General features: G+C 70.6%; 20 protein-coding genes. 8 read left to right on the top strand and 12 right to left on the bottom strand.

The window, feature by feature from the left end; genetic code table 11:
• Positions 1 to 74: 74 nt before the first annotated feature.
• The 5 genes from CVO96_RS04680 to CVO96_RS04660 all read left to right on the top strand — a co-directional run bounded on the left by CVO96_RS04680 (position 75) and on the right by CVO96_RS04660 (position 3,647).
• Positions 75 to 893 (top strand): shikimate 5-dehydrogenase, encoded by an 819-nt coding sequence (locus CVO96_RS04680; RefSeq protein ID WP_243398162.1) that lies wholly within the window; start codon positions 75 to 77, stop codon positions 891 to 893.
• A 61-nt stretch (positions 894 to 954) separates the two neighbouring features.
• A complete protein-coding gene (locus CVO96_RS04675) occupies positions 955 to 1,275 on the top strand; it encodes a YegP family protein (RefSeq protein WP_103310873.1) in 321 nt (106 codons plus the stop codon).
• Between the two features lie 191 nt (positions 1,276 to 1,466).
• On the top strand, positions 1,467 to 2,126 hold the full coding sequence (locus tag CVO96_RS04670; protein WP_133161742.1) for a hypothetical protein: 660 nt from the start codon (positions 1,467 to 1,469) through the stop codon (positions 2,124 to 2,126).
• A gap of 22 nt (positions 2,127 to 2,148) precedes the next feature.
• Entirely contained in the window at positions 2,149 to 2,793 is a 645-nt protein-coding gene (locus tag CVO96_RS04665) for an MBL fold metallo-hydrolase (protein ID WP_103310869.1), read from the top strand.
• Between the two features lie 179 nt (positions 2,794 to 2,972).
• Entirely contained in the window at positions 2,973 to 3,647 is a 675-nt protein-coding gene (locus tag CVO96_RS04660; protein WP_103310867.1) for a DUF2270 domain-containing protein, read from the top strand.
• 2 nt (positions 3,648 to 3,649) lie between these two features.
• Here CVO96_RS04660 and CVO96_RS04655 read toward each other — a convergent pair whose 3' ends face one another.
• From CVO96_RS04655 to CVO96_RS04645, 3 genes are all read right to left on the bottom strand, one after another.
• A complete protein-coding gene (locus CVO96_RS04655; RefSeq protein ID WP_243398161.1) occupies positions 3,650 to 4,369 on the bottom strand; it encodes a CDP-alcohol phosphatidyltransferase family protein in 720 nt (239 codons plus the stop codon).
• A 101-nt stretch (positions 4,370 to 4,470) separates the two neighbouring features.
• Positions 4,471 to 4,833, bottom strand: a complete 363-nt coding sequence (locus CVO96_RS04650; RefSeq protein WP_103310865.1) for a hypothetical protein — start codon at positions 4,831 to 4,833, stop codon at positions 4,471 to 4,473.
• Positions 4,830 to 5,729 (bottom strand): hypothetical protein, encoded by a 900-nt coding sequence (locus CVO96_RS04645; protein ID WP_103310863.1) that lies wholly within the window; start codon positions 5,727 to 5,729, stop codon positions 4,830 to 4,832. The genes CVO96_RS04650 and CVO96_RS04645 overlap by 4 nt, the downstream gene beginning before the upstream one ends.
• 80 nt (positions 5,730 to 5,809) lie before the next feature.
• Between CVO96_RS04645 and CVO96_RS04640 the strand changes: the two genes are divergently transcribed.
• Entirely contained in the window at positions 5,810 to 6,589 is a 780-nt protein-coding gene (locus tag CVO96_RS04640) for an APH(3') family aminoglycoside O-phosphotransferase (protein WP_103310861.1), read from the top strand.
• Between the two features lie 63 nt (positions 6,590 to 6,652).
• A complete protein-coding gene (locus CVO96_RS04635; RefSeq protein ID WP_103310859.1) occupies positions 6,653 to 8,986 on the top strand; it encodes an MMPL family transporter in 2,334 nt (777 codons plus the stop codon).
• A gap of 22 nt (positions 8,987 to 9,008) precedes the next feature.
• Here the strand turns inward: CVO96_RS04635 and CVO96_RS04630 are convergent, their stop codons facing one another.
• Positions 9,009 to 9,623 (bottom strand): DedA family protein, encoded by a 615-nt coding sequence (locus CVO96_RS04630; protein WP_103310857.1) that lies wholly within the window; start codon positions 9,621 to 9,623, stop codon positions 9,009 to 9,011.
• A 113-nt stretch (positions 9,624 to 9,736) separates the two neighbouring features.
• On the opposite strand from CVO96_RS04630, the gene CVO96_RS04625 reads away from it, so the two are divergent.
• Positions 9,737 to 10,423 (top strand): HAD family hydrolase, encoded by a 687-nt coding sequence (locus tag CVO96_RS04625; RefSeq protein ID WP_103310856.1) that lies wholly within the window; start codon positions 9,737 to 9,739, stop codon positions 10,421 to 10,423.
• 13 nt (positions 10,424 to 10,436) lie between these two features.
• On the opposite strand, the gene CVO96_RS04620 is transcribed toward CVO96_RS04625, so the two are convergent.
• The 8 genes from CVO96_RS04620 to CVO96_RS04585 all read right to left on the bottom strand — a co-directional run bounded on the left by CVO96_RS04620 (position 10,437) and on the right by CVO96_RS04585 (position 17,802).
• Positions 10,437 to 10,928 carry a DUF4385 domain-containing protein gene (locus CVO96_RS04620; RefSeq protein WP_165795206.1) on the bottom strand — a complete coding sequence of 164 codons (492 nt, stop codon included), beginning with the start codon at positions 10,926 to 10,928 and terminating at the stop codon, positions 10,437 to 10,439.
• 78 nt (positions 10,929 to 11,006) lie between these two features.
• On the bottom strand, positions 11,007 to 11,648 hold the full coding sequence (locus tag CVO96_RS04615) for a Dps family protein (protein WP_103310855.1): 642 nt from the start codon (positions 11,646 to 11,648) through the stop codon (positions 11,007 to 11,009).
• Between the two features lie 95 nt (positions 11,649 to 11,743).
• Positions 11,744 to 12,640, bottom strand: coding sequence for an SDR family oxidoreductase (locus CVO96_RS04610; protein WP_103310854.1), 897 nt, complete (start codon positions 12,638 to 12,640; stop codon positions 11,744 to 11,746).
• 153 nt (positions 12,641 to 12,793) lie between these two features.
• A complete protein-coding gene (locus tag CVO96_RS04605) occupies positions 12,794 to 13,189 on the bottom strand; it encodes a hypothetical protein (RefSeq protein ID WP_103310852.1) in 396 nt (131 codons plus the stop codon).
• A 115-nt stretch (positions 13,190 to 13,304) separates the two neighbouring features.
• Positions 13,305 to 13,949 (bottom strand): hypothetical protein, encoded by a 645-nt coding sequence (locus tag CVO96_RS04600; protein WP_103310850.1) that lies wholly within the window; start codon positions 13,947 to 13,949, stop codon positions 13,305 to 13,307.
• Between the two features lie 87 nt (positions 13,950 to 14,036).
• A complete protein-coding gene (locus CVO96_RS04595) occupies positions 14,037 to 14,441 on the bottom strand; it encodes a cupin domain-containing protein (protein ID WP_133161741.1) in 405 nt (134 codons plus the stop codon).
• 138 nt (positions 14,442 to 14,579) lie between these two features.
• A complete protein-coding gene (locus tag CVO96_RS04590; RefSeq protein WP_133161740.1) occupies positions 14,580 to 16,847 on the bottom strand; it encodes an ATP-binding protein in 2,268 nt (755 codons plus the stop codon).
• A gap of 40 nt (positions 16,848 to 16,887) precedes the next feature.
• The gene (locus CVO96_RS04585; protein ID WP_103310842.1) at positions 16,888 to 17,802 is read right to left on the bottom strand and encodes an MBL fold metallo-hydrolase; all 915 of its coding nucleotides are present in this window, start codon (positions 17,800 to 17,802) and stop codon (positions 16,888 to 16,890) included.

Raw genomic sequence — 17,802 nt, 5'->3', positions numbered from 1 at the left:
GGAGTGCAGGGAACAGGACGCCCTCTGTCCTGTTTCCGCAAGCTGTTCCGTTCCCACAGCGCAGAGCCGCGATAGTGAGAGAGATCACCCGCGACACCACCCTGTGCATGAGCCTGGCCGGGCGTCCGGGCACTTTCGGCACGCGCTTCCACAACTTTCTGTACGGGGAACTGGGGCTGGACTACGTGTACAAGGCGTTCACCACGTCTGACCTGCCGGGGGCCATCGCCGGGGTGCGCGCGCTGGGCATCCGGGGCTGCGCGGTGAGCATGCCCTTCAAGGAGGCGGTGATCGGGCTGCTCGACGAGCTGGACGCCTCGGCCGCCGCCATCGGATCCGTGAACACCATCGTGAACGACGGCGGGCACCTGAAGGCGTACAACACGGACTACGTGGCGATCCAGCACCTCATCGACCGGCACCGCCTCGACCCTTCCAGGGGCGTGGTACTGCGCGGCAGCGGCGGCATGGGCAAGGCGGTGGCGAGTGCGTTCCGGGACGCCGGCTTCACGCGCGGCGTCCTCGTGGCCCGCAACGGGGCGGCGGGCGCGGCGCTGGCGGAGCGCTGCGGCTGGACGTGGTCGCCGGAACGGCCCGAGAGCCAGCCGGGCGACCTGCTGGTGAACGTCACGCCCATCGGCATGGCGGGCGGGGCGGAGGAACACGCGCTGGCCTTTACCCCTGAGCAGATCGCGGCGGCGTCCACGGTGTTCGACGTGGTGGCCCTGCCCGCCGAGACGCCGCTGATCCGGGAGGCCCGCCGCCAGGGTCGGCCCGTGATCACCGGCCTGGAGGTGATCGCCCTGCAGGCGCTGGAGCAGTTCGTGCTGTATACGGGCGTGCGCCCCACGGCCGAGCAGGTGGCGGCAGCTGTGGCGCACGCCCGGAATTGACTCCTCAGTCCCGAAGTGTACAGTGGGTCATCTCACACTTCAGCCCTCCGGGAGGTCACGTATGGCAGGAAAGTACGTGCTCAAGACGTCCGGTGATCAGTTCATGTTCAACCTGCACGCGGGGAACGGCCAAATCGTGCTGACCAGTGAGCGCTATGCCAGCCGGGCGGGCGCCCTGGGCAGCATCGCCTCGGTGCAGAGCAACGCCGGCCAGGGCGCCCGCTACGAGCCCAGCGCCGACGGCCTGCGCTTCGACCTGAGGGCGGCCAACGGGCAGGCCATCGGCCACAGCGAGGCGTACTCCAGCGCCGACGCCGCGCGCAGCGGCATGGACGCCGTGAAACGCGCCGCCGAGGGGGCCACGACCGACGACCAGACCTGAGGGTGGCTGGAGCCGGCCCGTTGTCGACCTCCGTTCCTGTCGAGTCCGAGACCTCCCGGCGCTGCTCTGGGAGGTTCAGTCATGGTCGGTTGCTGGGGGCGGCGGCGTGCACACTCTGGCTTGCGCGCCTGGGCCCGGTGGAATGAAATGGGCTTCAGGCTGGTCGTTCACCAGTCGGGGGAGGCCACAGGATGGGCAAGGGGCGGGGGGACAGGAGGTATCCGCAGTGGGTGGGGGTGGGCCTGCTGGCCGCGCTGTGCAGTCTGCTGGGCGGCTCGCTGGGCGGTTGTGCGCCGGTCGCCGTGCAGAACACCTTCACGGATCTGAGCACCGAGGATCAGGCGCGCATCTGCGCCGCCGGGCCGCGCGTGGGCGAGGGCGGGGCCCTGGAGTACGGCGTGGGTGCCGGGGCCGGGAGCGTCCCCCCCGACTACACCCTCAATTGCCCCGACCTTCGCGTGCAGGCCGAGGGCCGCACGCTGACCGTCTGGGCGCCCACCCTGGCGGCCGCGCTGGCGGTGTTTCGGAACGACGCCTATTTTCTGTCCTATTACGCCGAGCTGCGCGTGCGGCCCTCGGACGGCCGCGTGGACGCCGACCCGCCCACGGACGTCCCGGAGGCCCTGCAGGCGGAGTTCGCCCAGATCAGCGTGACGGTGACCCCGCTGGCCGGATCGGCGCCGGCTGGCCCACCCCTGGCGCTGGTCTCGCGCGGCCAGGTCACGCCCGTCACGCTGGAGCCGGGCACCGCCTACCGGATCGAGACCCGCACCGGGGGCAGCGCCAATCCCTGGCCCAGCGTCACCGTCGACCCGGCCTCGGGCACCGTGCAGGCGACACTCCAGCGGTAGCTGCGGCGGCTAGACTCCGGTCATGCCCTCTCCACAGATTCATGGCCGGGCGCGGGTCTGGTCGCTGCCCACCGGCCCGCTTCAGGAAAACGCCGTGCTGGTCGCGGGCGCCGACAGCCAGGGCTTCCTGATCGACCCCGGCGACGACGCGGCGCGGCTGCTGGAGCTGGTGCGAGACTCAGGGGTCACGGTGCAGGCTATCCTGCTCACGCACGCGCACTTCGACCACATCGGGGCGGTGCAGCCCGTCCGGGAGGCGCTGCGGGTGCCGGTGTTCCTGCATCCGGCCGACCTGCCGCTCTACCGCGCGGGCGCCACCTCGGCGGCCCGCTGGAACCTGCCCTTCGTCCAGCCCGCCGACCCCGAGCACGCCATCGCGCAGGATCAGGTCTTCACGGCCGGTGACCTGAAGTTGCGGGCCCGCGAGCTGCCCGGACACGCGCCGGGGCACGTGGTCTTCGTGGGCGAGGATTTTGTGGTCGCCGGCGATACCCTCTTCCAGGGCGGCATCGGGCGCACCGACCTGCCCGGCGGCGACCACGCCCGGCTCATCGCCGGTCTGCAGCGCGAACTGCTGAGCCTGCCGGGCGACGTGGCGGTCTATCCCGGCCACGGCCCGCGCACCACCGTGGGGCACGAGCGGCGCAGCAATCCGTTCCTGCGCTGAGAGCGGTGACCCCTCCGGGGCGAACCCAGGAAGTGACCGACACACAGGTACCCGTGGGGGGAACGGCAGACCGCTGTGGGCCCTGGATTCTCTCGCTGCGGATCGCCGCAGGCGCTACCCTGACGTCATGACAGGGCACACATGACGGGGCACGGTGGGCGCTGCAGAGGAGCCTCCTGATGCCAGGCACCGGGGGCGGCTCCGGCGCGCTGCTGGCCGGCGGACTGACCGAGGTCAGCTACAGCACCAACACGGCCAACGCCCTGATCCACCTGTACCGCGCCGAGGTCGGCAAGATGACCGCCTACCGCCAGCGGCTGGACATGACCACCAACTGGTCCGTGGTCACCACCGCCGGTCTGGCCAGTTTCGCGCTGGGCGACGTGAACAATTCCCACGCCACTTTTCTGTTCTCGATGTTCATGAACTACTTCTTCCTGCGCCTGGAAGCCCGCCGCTTCCGCGCCTACGAAATCGCCCACCACCGCGTGCGGATCATGGAGCGCTTCTTCTACCCGGCCATGCTGGGCGACCGGGTCGATCCCGGCTGGCACCAGCTCCTGCTGGCCGAACTCGCCAAGCCGCGCTCCCCCATGAGCCGCTCGGACGCGCTGGGCTGGCGCCTGAGCCGCAACTACCTGTGGATCTACGCGGCGGTGCTGCTGGCGTGGCTGGCCAAACTGGATCTGTCGCAGCCCAAGGGCTGGATTCTGGAGTTCCCTGAAGCCCTGACCCTGGCCGATATCGGGAACTTTCCCGGCTGGGTGGTATTCCTGGGCGTCGGCGTGTTCTACCTCTACCTGATCGCCCTGGCCCTGCGCGCGGCCCGTACCTATCCGCTGGAGGAGGGCTGACCCTAGGAGGGTTGGGTAGCGCTGGCGCTCTGCCGCAGCTGCTGCTCGCGCCACAGCTGGACTCCGACCAGCAGCGCGGCCTGTACGGGCAGGGAGCGCGTGTACCAGCGCGGGCGCCCGGCCATCACGCACAGCCCCAGCGCCAGGAGCTGGGTGCTCAGGCCCAGGTTGGCGGTCACGACATTGATCGTCCTGGGCGTGTAGGCCTGCCGCTGGAGCGCCGAGGGCTCGGTTCCCGTGATCGCCCGCAGGCGTCGCTCGAAGAGTCGTGCCAGCCCTGTCTCCTGTGGGGTAAAATAGGCGGCATAGACGCCTCTCAGGGCGGTCAGCAGGCGCGGGTCGTCGCCGGCCTGTGCCGGCGGATCGCGGAAGACCTCGCCCCTGGCCCCGCGGTGCTCGCGCTCCCACAGGAATTCGGTGGTCATGATCAGGCTCTGGAGCAGGGTCAGGGGCCACCCGGCGCGGCCCGCGATGGCCACGTTCAGGGCCACGTTCACGACCAGATCCATCTCGGTGTCCAGGTAGCGGCCGGTCTCGGTGGTCTGGCCTGTGGCGCGGGCGAGCTGGCCGTCGAGATTGTCCAGCACGGTCTTTACCTGCAGCAGCAGGGCCGGGCTCAGGCGGCCGCCCCGGCGGATCAGCCATGCGGCGTACAGGCCCAGCGCGGTGTGCAGCAGCACCACATGGGCCGGATTCACGTTCCGGCGGGCCAGCGGGGGCACCAGCAGCTGGGCCAGCGGCCGGAAGATCCAGGTGCTCGACCACTCGTCGGCGGGCCGCTTCTTTCGGGTCTGGGCCAGCCCCTGTTCGAGCGGCCCCGGGCCTATCGGCGGCCCCCGTACTTGGGCGGCCCCTTCTTCACGCCGGCAAAGCGGTTGCGCTCCTTGCGGCGCTGGGCGCGGGAGGTGCTGGCCTGGGTGGCCGGGCTCGCGCCCCGGGGCGCACGGCGGGCGCTGAAGGTGTCCAGGGTCATGAAACGCGCCAGCGGGATGTACAGTGCCAGCACGAACAGCATCGAGCCCCACCAGGTGTTCAGGTACGGCCGCAGCGGCGTCAGGCTCAGCAGCGAGCTGAGCAGGGTGGCCAGGAACGCGAACAGCAGCACCCGCACGGTCAGTTTGAGCAGCTTGCCGCGCGTGAGGCCGGGCGACGGATCGGGGGTGGTCAGCCAGCGCCAGAGGTTCATGCGCGCTCCCCGCTCTCGGCTGTGTCCTGCGGCGCGCCCTGGGCCGCCGCCGCGATCTGGCCCCGGAAGGCTTCCAGCTCCGGGAACCCGGTCTGGCCGGCATCGACCATCAGCTGCAGCGTGGGTTTGTGCATCCGGCGCGCCAGCCGTTCCAGGGCGGCCCCGGCGGCGCCGTCGCGGGCGGGCACGGCGAAGATCAGGCCGCGCACGCCGCTCTTGCCGGCCAGCAGCGAGGCCGCGCCGAACAGCTCGCGCTCACCGGCCGGCACCTTCCCGGCGTTCTCCATGCGCTCGGCGCGCCGGATCACCTCGGCCAGCGGCAGCTCGTGGCTGAAGACCCCGTGCAGGCCCAGCCGTTCCAGGGCCGGGCGCAGGCCGCCGGCCAGGATGTCCTCGGCCAGCAGGGTGCGGGGGCCGATCACGGCCACGGTCGCGTGCGAGGCGCGGGCCAGCAGCGGCATCTCCTGCCGGGGGCCGCTGGCGAGCCGGCGCACCTTCTCCAGCGCCCGGCGCACCCGGCCGGCATTCTGCGAGAGGCGCAGGCCGACCTCGGTGGCCACGGTCTCCAGATCGTCGCCGCCGTCCGGCACCTCGATCAGCGGGGGCAGGCTGCTGATCCGGCGGGGCAGCAGCTCCGCGAAGGCCTCGCCCCAGGCGTCTCCGGTCACCGAGGGCAGCCGGGGGATCAGCACGGCGTCCACCCGGCCCAGCGCCAGCACGCGGCCCACCATCAGCTGCACGCCCAGCGCCTCGGTCGGCAGGGTCTCGCGGCCCAGCGCCAGGGCCTGGTCGTCGGGCAGAGCGCTGTGTACGAACTCCACCTCCAGTTCCTTGAGGAGCGTGGCCCAGTAGGCGTTCAGGCGCGCGGCACGTGATTCAAGCAGTCCGACCTTCATCGTGAACAGTCTACGCGCCCGGCGGGTCGGGCGCCCGGTCGGGGCTTGAGCTGCGGGGGCTGGCCCGCTAGCCTCGGCCCATGCCCGCCGATCCTCTGCACCTGCCCGACTCCCTGCGGCGCACCCTGCCCGCCGCCCGCTGGGAACGGGTGACCCTGGGGAAAAGCGGGGCGGGCGTGTGGCGCAGCACGAAATACGTGGTGAAGGTGCAAGGGCGCGGCGGCTCGCCGGTCTCGACCCTGCTGCAGGAGCGTGAGCGCCTGCGCTGGTTCGCCGGTCGCCTGCCCGCGCCGCAGGTGGTGGGCTACGAGGTGACGACGGGCCACGAATACCTGGCAATGACCCGAGTGCCCGGCATTCCCATGAGCGACCCGGACGCCACGCTGCACCCGCAGCGCGTGGTCGATCTGCTGGCCCGCGCCCTGCGTGAGCTGCACGCCCTGCCCATCCGCGACTGCCCTTTCCGCATGACCCTGGACGTGACCCTGCGCCTGGCCCGCGAACAGGTCGAGGCCGGAACCGTGGACGAGGCCGACTTCGACGAGGAGCGGCGGGGCCGCACGGCGGTCAGTGTCTTCAACGAACTCGCGCGAACCCGCCCGGACGCTGAGGATCTGGTCGTCACGCACGGCGACCCCTGCCTGCCGAACCTCATCGTGAGCGGCGAGCACGTCGAGGGCCTGATCGACCTGGGTCGCGCCGGGATCGCCGACCGCCACGCCGATCTGGCGCTGGCGTGGCGCTCCGTGCGGGACATCCTGGACGAGGGGTGGGCCGAGCGGCTGCTCGACCTTTACGGCCGCGACCTCGTGGACAGGGGCAAGATCGGGTACTTCATGCTGCTGGACGAGTTGTTCTAAACGGACGTCTGCTCTTGAGCCCCGCCTACGGTCTGACAGCGGCGAAGCACTACAGTTCTGAGTGTGCACCTCCTGGCCCGGATCGTCACCCGTCATCCCTGGGCAGTGCTGCTGGCGTGGCTGCTGGCGGCGCTGCTGAGCATCCCGCTGGCCGCGCGGGCGCCGGGCGCACTGGGCGCCGGCCCCGGCACCCTGCCGGACACCGAGAGTTCCCGCGTGACCCGCATCCTGAACGAGAAGTTCGGCGAGCGCGACACCAACACCGTGCTCCTGCTCACGCGCAGCGCGCCCCCGCTGACCACGCCGCAGGGTCAGGCCACCTACGACCGCTTCGTCAGGGGGCTGGAGGCCGTGCCCGGCGTGACCCGCGTGGTGCGGGCGCAGGCGGGCGGGCCGCTCCCCACCCGCACCCCCGACGGCCTGCAGGCCCTGACGCTGGCGCAGATTCCGCTGCTGGACGGTGCCACCGAGACGCTGGGGCGGGTGCGGGCCTACGTGAACACCGTGGACGGCCCCGCGCTGGACGTCCGCGTGACGGGTGGGCAGGCGATTGCCGACGACTTCACGTACTACGCCGAGGTGGATACCAAGCGCAGCGAATTTGCCGCGCTGCCCCTGATCGCCCTGCTGCTGGTGCTGGTGTTCGGCGCGCTGGTCGCCACCGCCCTGCCGCTGGTGGTGGGCGTGCTGAGCATCACCGTGGCGATGGCCGGGCTCTACGGCCTGACCCTGGTCACCGAGGTCAGCACCTTCGCCCAGAGCGTGATCACCATGCTGGGCCTGGGCGCCGGCATCGACTACGCCCTCTTGATGGTCAACCGCTTCCGCGAGGAACTTAAGGCGGACGTCAGCGGAGCTGGCCGAGCGGAGCGAGCATCCGGAAGCGGGCGTGGCCGGAGTGGAGGTGATGACGGCACTGTCCCGTCATCGCTGGAATGGAGTGCCGCGCCCCGGGGCCCAGGCGACAGCGCCGCCGCCGCCTCGCGCACCATGCTCACCGCCGGACGCAGCGTGGCCTTCAGCGGCCTGACCGTGGCGATCGCGATGGCCGGACTGATCGTGCCGCCGGTCGAGGTCATCCGCTCGCTGGGCATCGGCGGGGTGCTGGCCGTGCTGCTGACCGTGCTCGCCAGCCTGACCGCGCTGCCCGCGCTGTTCACGATCCTGGGCGAGCGGATCAACTCGCCGCGCGTGCTGAAAATCGGCTGGGCGCAGGCCGGGGGCGCCTCGGCAGGCTGGACGGCCTTCGCCCGGCGGGTGATCGCGCGGCCCTGGGTGGGCCTGCTGGGCGGCTCGGCCCTGCTGCTGATCCTGGCGATTCCGGCGCTGAACATGCGAACCGGCTACGCGGGCGCCTGGGGCCTGACCCCCGGCCTGGAGAGCCGCGACACGCTGGCCGACGTGCGGAACCTGGGTGCCGGGGGCCTGCTCAGCCAGTTCGAGGTCATTCTCGATCTGGGGGGCGAGCGCTACACGCCGGAGGGGCGGACGAGGTTCCAGAAGGTGGTCGGTGAGCTGCGCGGTCTGGAGGGCGTCCGGGCCGTGCTCAGCCCCTTCGTGACCCGCGAGGATCTGGCCCAGGCCGGCGGCAGCTCCGCCGAGGGCCTCGCCGCGCTGAGCACCCTGACGCGCCGCTCATTCAGTCAGGATCGCACCTTCCTGCGCGTCACCGTGATTCCGGACGACACCCTCAAGGCCGAGCAGATCCCGGCCTTCGAGGCGCGGCTGCGCGGCGTGCTCTCGGGCAGCGGCTACCGCTTCCTGCTGGGCGGCGCGCCCATCGGCGGGCAGGAATGGAGCCGCGCGATCACCGGCACCCTGCCCACCGTGGTCGTCGCGGTGTTCATCGGCACCTTCCTGCTGCTGATGATCGCCTTCCGCTCGCTGCTGATCCCGCTGAAGAGCATCATCATGAACGGCCTGACCGTCGGGGCGGCCGTCGGTGTGGTCACGCTGGTCGTGCAGGACGGCTTCCTGGCGAACCTGCTGGGCTTTCCGCAGGATGTCGGCGTGCTGGATGCCACCCTGCCCGTGCTGCTCTTCGCGGTGATGTTCGGCCTGAGCATGGACTACGAGATCTTCCTGCTCTCGCGCGTGCACGAGGAGTACCTGAGGAGCGGCGACAACGACGAGGCCATCGTGCAGGCGCTCGGGCACACGGCGCGGATCATCACCTCCGCCGCAGTGATCATGTTCATCGTATTCGTGGCCTTCATCTTCGGGCGGGTGGTCGCCTCCATGAGCATCGGCCTGGGGCTGGCGGTGGCAGTGGTGCTGGACGCCACGCTGGTGCGGCTGGTGCTGGTGCCGTCGTTCCTGAAGATCGCGGGCCGCTGGAACTGGTGGCTGCCGGGCTGGCTGGATCGGCGGGTGCCACGGGTGGAGCTGGAGCACTGAGGAGACGCTTCTGGGTGCCAGCTCAGCCCGGCTGCTGCCGCTGCTCGCGCCGCCGCCGCACGAACCACACCACGGCGGCGATCACCGCCACGACCAGCACGATCTGGCCGATGGGGCCGATGTACTGCTCCACCCGGTCATAGTTCTCGCCCAGCAGGTAGCCCGCGCCGGTCAGCAGTGAGGCCCACAGGCCCGAGCCGATGGCCGAATACAGCAGGAATTTCGGCATGGGCATCTCGGACATACCGGCGGGCAGGCTGAGCAGGGAGCGGATGCCGGGCACCATGCGGCCGAACAGCACCGCTTTAGTGCCGTGGCGATCGAACCAGTCGTCGGCCTTGCGGATGTCCTTGCCGCTCAGCGTGAGCCATTTGCCATGTTTGTCGGCCCACTTCACGAGCCGCTCCTCGCCGAAGGCCCGCCCCACGTAGTACAGCGGCAGGGTGCCCAGCACGCTGCCCACGGTGCCCATGACGATCACCAGGGCCACGTTCAGGTCGCCGCGTGAGGCCGCGAAGCCCGCCGACGGCATGATCAGCTCGCTCGGAATGGGCGGAAAGATGTTCTCCAGGATCATCAACAGCAGGATGCCCAGGTAGCCCATGCTGTCCATCAGGTTCTGTACCCACTCGGCCATAGCCTCCAGGGTACGGGACGCAGGTGTGACGCTTGCCCCGCTGGCGTTCACCTGTTCTTACCCGTGCCCGAAGGAGCTGGGCGACCCCCCGGGGCCCGCTCTAGACTGCCGCCATGAGTCCTTCCCCCTCCTCCGTGCAGGCCGTGATCTTCGACTTCGACGGAACCATCCTGGACACCGAGACCCGCGAATTCGGGCATTGGCAGGCCCTGTACCGCGAGCATGACCGCGAACTGGCCCTGGAGGACTGGCAGCGCGGGATTGGCACCTGGGGCGCCTTCGACCCCTGGGCGGGCCTGCCCGAGCACGTCCAGGCCGACCGGGAGAATGTCCACGCGCTGCTGCGCGAGCGGATCATGGCCGACATCGCCACCCAGGACGTGCGCCCCGGCGTGCGCGCGGTGCTGGAGGACGTGAAGGCGCGGGGGCTGCGCCTGGGGCTAGCGACCAGTTCCGACCGCGAGTGGGTGAGCCGCTGGCTGGAGCAGCACGCCCTGCTCTCGCTGTTTGGCGCCCTCGCCACCCGCGACGACGTGCGGCGGGTCAAACCCGATCCGGAACTGTACCTGCTGGCGGCCGAGCGCCTGGGCGTGCGCGCGCAGGACTGCGTGGCCGTCGAGGACTCCTTCAACGGGGCCTCGGCCGCGGTGGCCGCCGGGATGCGTGTGGTCGTGGTGCCCAACGACGTGACGCGCACCCAGCCCTTTCCCCCTACCTGGGCGCGCCTGGACGACGGCTACGACCGGGGGCTGGACGGGCTGCTGGCCGCGGCCGGCGAGCGGATCAACACGCTGAGCTGAGCGCCAGTCCCCGCTACCCGTACTTCGCCCGGTGCTCCCTCTTCAGCCGGGCATACTCCTCGTTCGCCTCAGCCTCGTCCCACTTCGCCTTGAAGATGCGGGCGGACTCGGCCTTCACGGGGTCTTCGGGCTGGCGGGGCAGTTCGGCGCGGCCATGCGCTCCGCTCTGCCCCTTCTTGTCCTCCGGCACCGGCCCGTCGTATTTCTTGCCGCCCTTGTGGTTGGCGTAGCGCCGCGAGCGGGTAAACCCCATCTGCAGGAACTTGCGCGCCATGTCGGCCCCCACGAAGTCCCCCGCCGTCAGGTAGTCCAGGAACAGCGCGTAGATCGTCTCCGAACTCTCCCGCGCCACGTCCGGCGTGGCGAAGCGCCAGTGCGGCAGGATCTCGCCCTTGTACGGCTGTACCAGTAGAACACCCTGCTCGCCCACGCCCACCCGGTAGAGTTCCGGGTGCTGGCGCAGGTCAAGCTGGGCGTAATTCAGGGTGTAGTCGAATTTGGGCATCAAAGGCCGATGGCCGACGGCCAATGGCAGATGGCTCTCAAGTCCTGGCCCTTGGCCATCTGCTATCAGCCATCTGCGTCAGTTCATCCTCTCGTCGTCCATCATGGCCTGCAGCATCCAGCGGATCTTGTCCACCGTCTGCGCGTAGCCGTTGTACATGTCGGCCGTGGCGGGGTCATTGGCGTCGTCCACGGTCTGCGAGTCGTCGCGGAAGCCCTTGCCCACGCGGGTCAGGTCGGCCACCAGGTCGCTGACCTGCACGCGGGCGTCGCGCACGGTCTCGGTGGGCACCTGCACAACGCTATAGCGGGCGATATCGGCGGGCGCCGCGATCGGGCTGCCGCCCAGGGCCACCAGCCGCTCGGCCTGCTCGTCGATGCCGGGGAAGATCTCCTCGATGAACTCGTCGTAGGCGAGGTGCAGGTCGCGGAAGAAGCGGCCGCGGATGTCCCAGTGGTACTTCTTGAACTTCAGGTACAGGCTGATGGTGGTGGCGAGGTTGCGCTGTAGCGTCTCAGCCACAGTGCCGAATTCGGCCTCGCTGAGGTACGCGTGATCCACCAGCGCGTTGTTGGTGGTGTTCAGGTGCGCGGCGTCGGCCTTGGCGTTGCCGCCGGCTTTGCCAGCCGGGCTCTTGCCGTCGCTGGTGCGGGTGCCGGCCCCCGAACTGGAGGGGGTCGCAGTGGCCTTGGCGGGGGCGGACTTGCTCTTCTTAGTCATGGGCCGAGCGTAGTCCCCCCAAGGCGGGGGTGCCCATACGGGTTTTCTTTACGAACCGTCCCGCTCTCCAGGCCGGAGCGCCCCGGGTAGCAGCCTCAGGCAGGGGCGGCGGGGGCCCCGAGCACCGACGACGCGTAGCCGCGCACGGTGGTGAAGGTCGGGTGCAGCTCGGCCAGCCGGGTGTCCGGGGTCATGAAAACGCCCCGGGTCTGGGACAGCATCAGCCCGGCAAAACTCTGGTCGAGCGGGCTGGTGGCCTGGGCGCGCTGCGCCTCCAGGGCGGCCTGGGGAACCGTCTGGATGGTGAAAGAGTTGCCCCCCACCTCCTCGAAGACCCGGATCACCTCGTTCATGGACAGGTTCTCAGCCACCACGCTCAGGGTGCCGTCCCACTCGGGGTGCTCCAGGCAGGCGGCCACGGCCCGCGCCACGTCCCGCAGGCTGACCCAGGGCATCTGGGCCGTGCCGGCTCCCACAACCCGGGCCGAGGCGTTGGGGGCATCGAAACCCGCTGCGGGGCTCAGCCAGAACTCCACGAAGAGGGCCGCCTGCAGGATCACGCCTCTCATTCCGCTCTGCCGCCAGGCCTGTTCCACGGCCCGCTTCGCCTGCGCGAGCGGGAAGGACTGTGGGCCGTCCGCGGCTTCCGGGAAGGACAAGAAAACGTAGCGGTTCACGCCGGCCTGCCGGGCCGCCTCCACCAGATTCCGGCCGCCCTGGAGATCCACGTCCGCGATGGAGTCGCTTTCCTGGTCGCGCAGGGTGGTCGTGGCGGTCGTGATGACCGTATCCACGCCATCGCAGGCCCGCCTCAGCGACGCGGGGTCTTTCAGGTCGGCCAGGGCGGGTTCCGCTCCCAGCTGGCGCAGGGCCTCCACCCGGCCCGGATCGGACGAGGGCCGGACGACCGCCCGCAGGGAGTATCCCCGCCCGGCGAGTTCAGAGCAGATGCTGAAACCAAGATTTCCGGTGGCGCCGACGACGAGAATCATATCAACCTCCTGAAAGGTGATGACTTCTCAACTGGCCTGGCGAACCCCTTCATGGTACTACCACAGCGTCGGTGGTGCACGCGGAGCCTACACTCCCGGGTTCTCTGGAGGCTGCCCTGGGAACGGCGGGGAAGGGCAGGCGGGCTTTACCGTTCAGTCCGGCGGGAGTGCCATATCGACTGGGGCCGTGCTTGTGATGCGCACCTGCGCCGGGTCGGTGCCGGTGTTGAGCAGCCCGAGGGCCGTGCCCGCCGGCAGCGGCTGGATCTCTCCGGCCGGAATCACCAGCCGCTCGCCCCGGAACACCACGAGCACCTCCCCGGCCCTCACCTCGATCCAGCGATCCACGGGGGCCATGCCCAGGGGCACCCAGCCGCCCGGCTCGACCGTCAGGTCTATCGGCGGGAACACGGTCTGCGCCGCTGGGGCAAAACCGGAGACCTCTGCCCCGAGGTCGGGGTGAAACAGGCCAGGGCCAGCGGCGCCGGCTGGATTAAGGGTTGAGGCCAGATCGAGCAGCATGAGCTGGAGCAGGGTTCGCCGTCTCATCGGTCCTCCTCTGCGGGAAAGGCTCCTGCAGGATGACTGGCCGTGGCCGGCTCGGGTGGAAGCCCCCGGCCGGGCCACGGCGGGCCTGCCTTTCTCCCGGCGCCCGGCGCTGGGATTACTGGCCGTACGCGGCGCCCATCACAGGGACGGCCATGGTGCTCAGCACCCGGCTGCCGGATCGCACCTCGACCGTGGCCAGGCTGTTCACGACCCTCGTTTTAGCGGCGGCCGAACGGGCCACCTTGACATGGACGATCGCCATCGCGCCGCGTGTCTTGACCGTGCCCAGCGTCAGGCTTACGCCGTCGGGCAGGCCGCTGGCCGCCAGGTTCAGGTCGCTGGGCACCGCGCCGCCCAGGGTGGAGAGGGGAACTTCCAGAGCCATCCAGGAACTTTCGGTGTACAGGGCGGGATAAGCCATGCCGGCGTCATCGGTCGCGTAGACCTGCGGCACCGACGGGGTGGCGGCGAGGGAGGAAGCGGAGAGGCTCAGGATAAGCAGCAGGGTCTTCATACAATCCTCCAGCGGGAAAGTGGGTTCAGATCGGGCGAAAGGGCTCACGGAGTACAGGCGGCCCTGGCCGGGCGGCGAGCGGGTGTGTTCCGGCCCCGCCGGCGGAAGGTGTGGCGGCAGGCCAGTCGATACGGTGGCCCTCATCTCCCGGGGCGGGCGGGGGTGGTGTTCCTGGCGCACTTCCTGGCGCCGGGCGCTGCCGGGCGTCCCGGTGGCCTGGGCGAGCAGCGGCATGACGATCAGCATGGGGTCTCCTTCCCCGGACACGGGGCCAGGGGGCGCGTGCGGTGGGCCGGACATGGTGAGGCGGACTGCGCCCCAGACGTGACGCGGCTAGACGGGGTGCTGCTTGGCCGAGAAGCGCATGGGCGCGTCCATGCGCTGCAGCTGCACGGTGACCACGACCCGCGCTGCGTGGGCGCTGCGGTTGACCAGCTGGAACGCGGTGCCGGTGGGCACCATTCGCCTTGCCCCGGCGGGAAGAACCTCGGAGCCTCCCGGGAGCATCAGGGTCAATTCGCCGTCCAGCACCTCGATGCGGTGGTCGCCCAGAGCCATGACCAGAGGCAGCGTGCTCCCGGCCTCAACCAGTTCTCCGGCGAGCGCGGCGGCTGCCGTCACCCGCACGCCCTCGCCCGGATCGAGCACCATGCGGCCGGCGCCCCCGGCCGACCCGGTACCCAGCGTCAGGACGCATAGCAGACTGCATCCCACCATCCTCTTGGTGTGCGCGTTCATGTCTCTCCCCCTCGTGGCCCCGGCCCCGCGTGACGTGCAGACAGGGCTGGCTCGGCCGACGCCTTCACGGTAGGAGGAGAGGCCCGGGGCCCGCATCGGGAGAACTACCCAGTCGGGGATCCAGGGGGTGGGGGAGGCTTAGGGGGTGACGTGACGTTCGAGCGCCCAGCGCGCCAGTTCCACGCGGTTGTGCAACTCGAGCTTGCCCAGCATGTTCGCCACATGCTTGCCCACCGTGCCGGGGCTGATGCCCAGTGTCTGGGCGACCCTCTTGTCGCTGTGGCCCTGCGCCACCCCGGCCAGCACTTCCAGTTCGCGTGGGGTCAGCGCGTCTGGAGGTGAGACCGCGCTCTGTGCTTCAGTCTGCATGGCGCAGTCGAGATCGGCGGTGACGGCCTCCGGCCCGGCCTGCGTGCCCTGTTCCCAGGCGGCGGCGAAGTCGGCGGGGGGCAGGGCGGCGCGCAGTTCGGCGATCAGCTCGTCGCGTTCACGGTAGCAGGCACGGGGAAGGTGGACGCTGGCACGGGTTCGCAGCGCTTCACTCGCGGCGGCCAGCCGCACGCCTACCAGCTGGTGACCCAGCCGCGCGGCCAGCAGGCCCGCGATGAACAGCAGCGCCTCTCGAAAGATGACGTCCTGGAAGTCACGTCCGAGCTGCCAAGCCCGCCGGGCGTCGATCCTGCCGGCGTCCAGCTCGTGGTGGCGCAGGTGCTGCACTGCCCGGACACCTCTGGTGTAGGCCTCGCCGATGGGATGTTCCAGCTGATGCCACAACTTCAGAGCCTGCTCGAAGAAAGGCATGCTGGCACGGTACTGTCCGGACTGACTCAGGGTGGCCGCCAGATTGTGCGACACCACGCCCTGGCCTGTCAGGTTGCCGAGTGCCTCCAGCCGCGCCAGGGCCTGCTGGATCAGTGGAATGGCCTCGGCGTGGTTTCCTTGGGTGGACAGCATGTCGGCCAGAGTCGCCAGGGCGTCGGCCTCCCCGGCCGAGTCATTCAGGTCGCGGTACAAGGCCAGACTCATCCGGGCCCAGCGCTCTGCCTGCTCAGAGAACCCGGCCCGGCTGGCGAGGCCGGCGGCATTGCCGTACAGGTTGGCCCGCTGGGTGCCGGGGACGCTGTCCTGCATATCCAGTACCCGCTGCAAGTGCAGCATTCCTTGGGCAGGGTGTCCGCGCCCGAACCAGAACGGCACGAGACCATAGGCCAGCGCCTGCGCCCGCATGGCCTGGCTGGAGGCCATGAAATACTCCAGAGCCGCCAGCAGATTGGGTTCGTCGGTGGCCAGCCGCGCCATGCGTTCCGGGGACGGTCTCATCTCCAGAGCGTCCGTTTCCTCGGCCAGCTCCAGATAAAAGCGGGCGTGCCGTCCTGCCAGCAGGGCGGCGTCCGGCGAGGCCCGCAGGATTTCGGCCGCGAATTCCCGGACGGGCTCCAGCAGCTGCCAGCGGGGCGGGGTACCTTCTGCCCGCTGGATCAGGCTGTGCTCCACCAGCGCGATCAGGGTCGCCCGCGCGTCCGGGCGGGCGGTGACCGCCTCCAGGGCGTCCAGGGTGAAGCCGCCGACAAACACCCCGCAGGCCGTGAAGACCGCCTGCTCCCCGGGAGTCAGCAGGTCGTAACTCCAGCGGACGGCGTCCCGCAGTGACCGCGAGCGCGGCGCGTCGTCCAGCGGGCCGCCGTCCAGCACCTCCAGGGGCGTCTCCAGCCAGCCCAGCAGGCCCGTCAGGTCGACGGTGCGCAGCCGCGCGGCCGCCAGTTCCAGCGCCAGCGGCAGGCCGTCCAGCGCCCGGCACACGGCAGTGACCAGCGCCGTATTGTCTGGCGTCAGGCTGAAGTCCGGCTCGACCTCCTGGGCGCGCTGCACGAACAGCTGCACGGCGGCGCTGGACGCGGCGCCCTCGGGATGGAGGGGCAGGGCCAGAGGCGCCAGAGGCAACTCGTGAATCTGCCGCACCCGCAGCACGCGCCGGCTGGTCACCAGCAGCCGCACGCCGGGCAGCCGGGCGCACAGGGCCACGATGTCTCCTTCCGGGTTTGGCAGGTGTTCCAGGTTGTCCAGCACAAGCAGCAGGCCCTGCTCGCCGACTGCCCGGCTCAGGGCGTCCAGCGGGGAGCCTGCGTCCCGCACGTCCAGGGCCCGGCAGATCGCCGGCAGCACCTGATCCTCGCCGGACAGCGGGGCCAGGTTCACGAACACGGCCCCCAGGTCGAAGTTCGGGTTCAATCTGGCCTGCACCTCGCGGGCCAGGCGCGTCTTGCCCACACCTCCCGGCCCCCGCACGACCAGCACGCGCACCTGCGGACGCATCAGCAGTTCCTGGGCCAGCACCAGCTCGTAGTCCCGGCCCACCAGCGCCGGCTGCCCGGACGCCGCCTGATCCGCCCCCCGCAGGACGCTCATGACCCAGTGTACATACCGGGCCAGTGCCAGGGGCACGACATCAGGCGCCGAAGATCAGCCGGTTGTCCTGCACCGTCATCTCCACCCGCCCCGCCTCCAGCAGCTCGGTCAGGTGCGCGCTGACCACCGCGCGGTTGAGCACCACCGCGCCGGGGGTCGTCATGGTCACGCCCAGGGCGGCGCAGACCCGTGAGAGCAGCTCGTCCACGGTCGCCGCGCCGACTTGCACGGCCGTCAACACCGCCTGCGTGGTGCGCTCATACACAGCCAGATTCGCCGCGACCAGCCCGGCCAGGTCGTCCGTCGGCTCGCCGTGCCCCGGCAGCGTGACCCGCACGCCCTCCAGGGTGCCCAGGTGCGCGGCCGCTTCCTTCTGCAGCCGCGAGTCGGCGCAGAAGGTCAGCGGGTGCTTCTCCAGCGCCTCCGGGCCGAACAGCGCGTCGGCGGCGTACAGCACATCGCCCACCCGCACGGCGTACATCATGGAGGCGTGGCCGGCGACCTCGATCAATTCCACCGTGGCGCCGCCGATCCGGCACAGGCCGGGTTCCGGGGCCAGCCGCGCGGGGCTGGGCGGGGCCAGCAGGAACCTGGTCTGCAGCTCGCGCGGGGGCCGGGCGCCGAACAGGGTGATGGGCTCCAGGATGGGGTGCGTGATCACCGCGTCCTCCAGCGGCGGGGCGAAGACCTTCAGCTCCGGGAACTTCTTCAGGATGCTGGCGTTGCCCCCGTGGTGGTCGGCGTGGCTGTGGGTGTTCAGGATGCCGGTGGGGGTCAGCCCCGCCGCGTCCAGCGCCCGCAGCAGCCGGCGCGCATGAGCCTCGTCCAGGCCGGTATCGACCAGCAGGGCGCCGCCCCGGCCGTCTCCCACCACGAAGGAGTTCACCGCGCCCGCGAGATAGAAGACGCCGGGGGCCAGGGGGATCAGCGCAGAGGGAGACGCGGAGGCGGACAT

It is taken from the genome of Deinococcus koreensis, assembly GCF_002901445.1.
GTDB lineage: Bacteria > Deinococcota > Deinococci > Deinococcales > Deinococcaceae > Deinococcus > Deinococcus koreensis.
This window is presented reverse-complemented; position numbering and strand designations above follow the sequence as displayed.